We start from the raw sequence: 2,729 nt of genomic DNA on the forward strand, positions 1-2,729 counted from the left end.
ACATCTTCGTTAGTTAATGTCAACTAAGTTTTTTATTTCGTTTGTCGCTTGCGACGTTAATGTCATCGGCGACTTGTTCTATATTACACTTCATTTGTATAATCGTCAACACCTTTTTATAAAGATATTCAAGTTAATATTTTTATGCTCTTTTAACTAGATACGCCTCTCCAAGGATTCATTACCGAAAAGCTACCTTCTGCTTCTATTTAACCTATTCTTCCAAAATATATTCAAGTTAATTTAAACCCTAGACTTAATTTGTACAGAAGTTTTTACCTAGCGAAACTAACAATCTTATTTTAATAAATATTAATACCTCTTTGTTTATCACACCCTCTATTAGAAACGATTGAAGATATACGTATTCTTATAACAGACAACGATACAAAAATCCATAATACACTCATATACTACTCTAGTTATAGAGTCCCAAGTTCTACTTATATGAAGTAATAGTTGCTTATCTGTTTACTCGTAAATATATAGAAGCACACTAATATATTTATTAACTATCCCTTTTTCACTGAAATATCAGCCTTATATCTCCTTCATCTTTAGTATCATCTATTTCCATACAGCTATATTCTCTTAATAAACATTTAAGATATGCTCAAGGTTTGAATTGATTAATAGCATTTCCTTTTTAAACACATATACTGGATTAAAAATACATACCTCAATTGATCAAGTGCACCGAACAAACATATGCAGAACACTCGTTCCTTTCATTACTTCACTTTTTATATAACATTAATAGATATTTATCCCATACCTATATTTACGTTTTACCGCTAAAAGAGCGAATCCTTTCACTAACAAAGCATTTAGTTTCATTTCTAGTATATATCCCCCTTTTAAAATACATATAGAATCATAATTTCCTTTGTTTCTATCTCCCCCTAAGAATACAAATACACAACCATACAAAAACAATTCTACAACAAGGTATACGACGGCTGCACAATTATAAATCATAATCCCCTCAATACCTACAGAGGTGCTGTCCGCCTTTAACGCAAATATATACTAAAAAAATTTCAATATGAAATGGGCCGGAATTTCTATTCTAAGAAAAATCCGGCTCTTATTTTTAGGCAACAACCAACATCATTTTTACATTTAGTATTAAATGTCTATTCAATATTCTCTACTCTGGTAAAGGTGAATGTATCATATCTGTCACTGCATAATATAGATTTTCTGGATGTTCGGCTATCCGATGACATAAATATAAATACCGTTATTTTCCACGAGTCAAATATACTCTAGCGTTATGTCCTTTGTTTTTCAAATCTCTTAACATATCCGGACGAATTCCATATAACATTTCTATTTCTACATTAGGGTGACTAAAATATTGACGTTGCTCCATCTCTTTAATAAGAATTTCATCATGTGTAGCTATAGATACAGGGTGATGGTTTTCAGCTAGTTTTTCTACAATTTGAAGATACTGTTGATTTAAATCAGTTGATCTAGGCATAGCAATATCCGGAACTTCTTGATAGGCACCTTTTACAACTCTTATTTTTCCTGGATAATGAAGGAGTTCTTGAATATCATTGTTTGAGCGGTATAAATGTGCCTGTATTGTTATCCCTACATTATGATATTGCTCAGTTACCTTTTTATAAATGGAAAGAATGTCCGCTGCTTTAGATGATTCTTCCATACTTATCATAAGGGTAGTTCCATGTACTTTCGCCTTCTCTGCCAACTCCATTAAATGAATATAAGATATTTCTGGATCTATAGACAATCCAATATGAGATAAATCAAGTGATACTGTTTGTTTCATAGATAGAGTACCTATGTCCCCAATAAGATTCAAAAACTCATTTTTTGCTTTATAACATCCCTCTATATCAAGAGTATTTTCCCCTATGTATTCTAGTGAAGTATGATAACCTTTTGTAATTAGTTCTTTTGCCGTCCCAATCCCCTCATGTCTCGTTTCTCCGGTGACAAAGCGTTTCGCAGCTTGTAACAATAACGTATAGAGTTCATTGGATTGTTGAACATATGCTTTTATATGTTCATTCCGTTTTACATACACCTTCTTTAAATCAGCTTATCCTTTCTAAATTTATTGCTGAAGATTATTTGGAACGGCATATTATGAAGATGAAAAAAATCTATAAAAATCGAAGAGACTTCCTTATCCAGCAATTAAAATCAACATTCTCAAATACAATCAATATTTTCGGTTATTTTACAGTATTACATCTGATTGTTGAATTCAATCAAGTTCAATTCACAAAAGAATTACTTGAGAAAATCCAACAACTCGGAGTGAAAGTATATCCTGTGGAAGATCACGCCATTGAAAAAGGAAAACATTACAATCGAATTATTATAGGGTATGGACATTTAACAACTGCAGAAATAAAAGAGGGTGTGAGTAGGCTCCAGAGGGTAATACTTCGTATATATATTCTTGTTAGCAAATAGACTTTAAAGCTTAGTCATATTTTTCTGAAGGTATGCTACTTAAATGTGAAATTCTAATAAAATAAAGTTGTTTCTTGCTAGATAAACTTACTCATAGAGCTTACATTAATTACAAGTTTATTTTACAAAACACAAAAAAGACAAGTCATTCTGACTTGTCTTAAAGTTGCTTGGCGACGTCCTACTCTCACAGGGACAAGGTCCCAACTACCATCGGCGCTAGAGAGCTTAACTTCCGTGTTCGGTATGGGAACGGGTGTGACCTCTCTGCCATC

Annotated in this window: 1 rRNA gene and 2 pseudogenes; 1 reads left to right on the plus strand and 2 read right to left on the minus strand. The window is 32.2% G+C overall.

The features are described 5' to 3' along the window. Positions 1–1,150 precede the first annotated feature (1,150 nt). A pseudogene (locus MR167_RS31145) lies at positions 1,151–2,059 on the minus strand (proline dehydrogenase family protein). Between MR167_RS31145 and MR167_RS31150 the strand changes: the two are divergent. Next, positions 1,978–2,454, plus strand: a pseudogene (locus tag MR167_RS31150) (MocR-like pyridoxine biosynthesis transcription factor PdxR); the annotation flags it as partial. The pseudogenes MR167_RS31145 and MR167_RS31150 sit on opposite strands and share 82 nt — an antisense overlap. Positions 2,455–2,622: 168 nt before the next feature. On the opposite strand, the gene rrf reads toward MR167_RS31150, so the two are convergent. After that, positions 2,623–2,729: ribosomal RNA gene (gene rrf, locus MR167_RS31155) — 5S ribosomal RNA — on the minus strand; the annotation flags it as partial.

Origin of the sequence: Bacillus cereus group sp. BfR-BA-01355 (assembly GCF_022663675.1) — a bacterium.
In the GTDB taxonomy this organism is placed as follows: domain Bacteria; phylum Bacillota; class Bacilli; order Bacillales; family Bacillaceae_G; genus Bacillus_A; species Bacillus_A thuringiensis_S.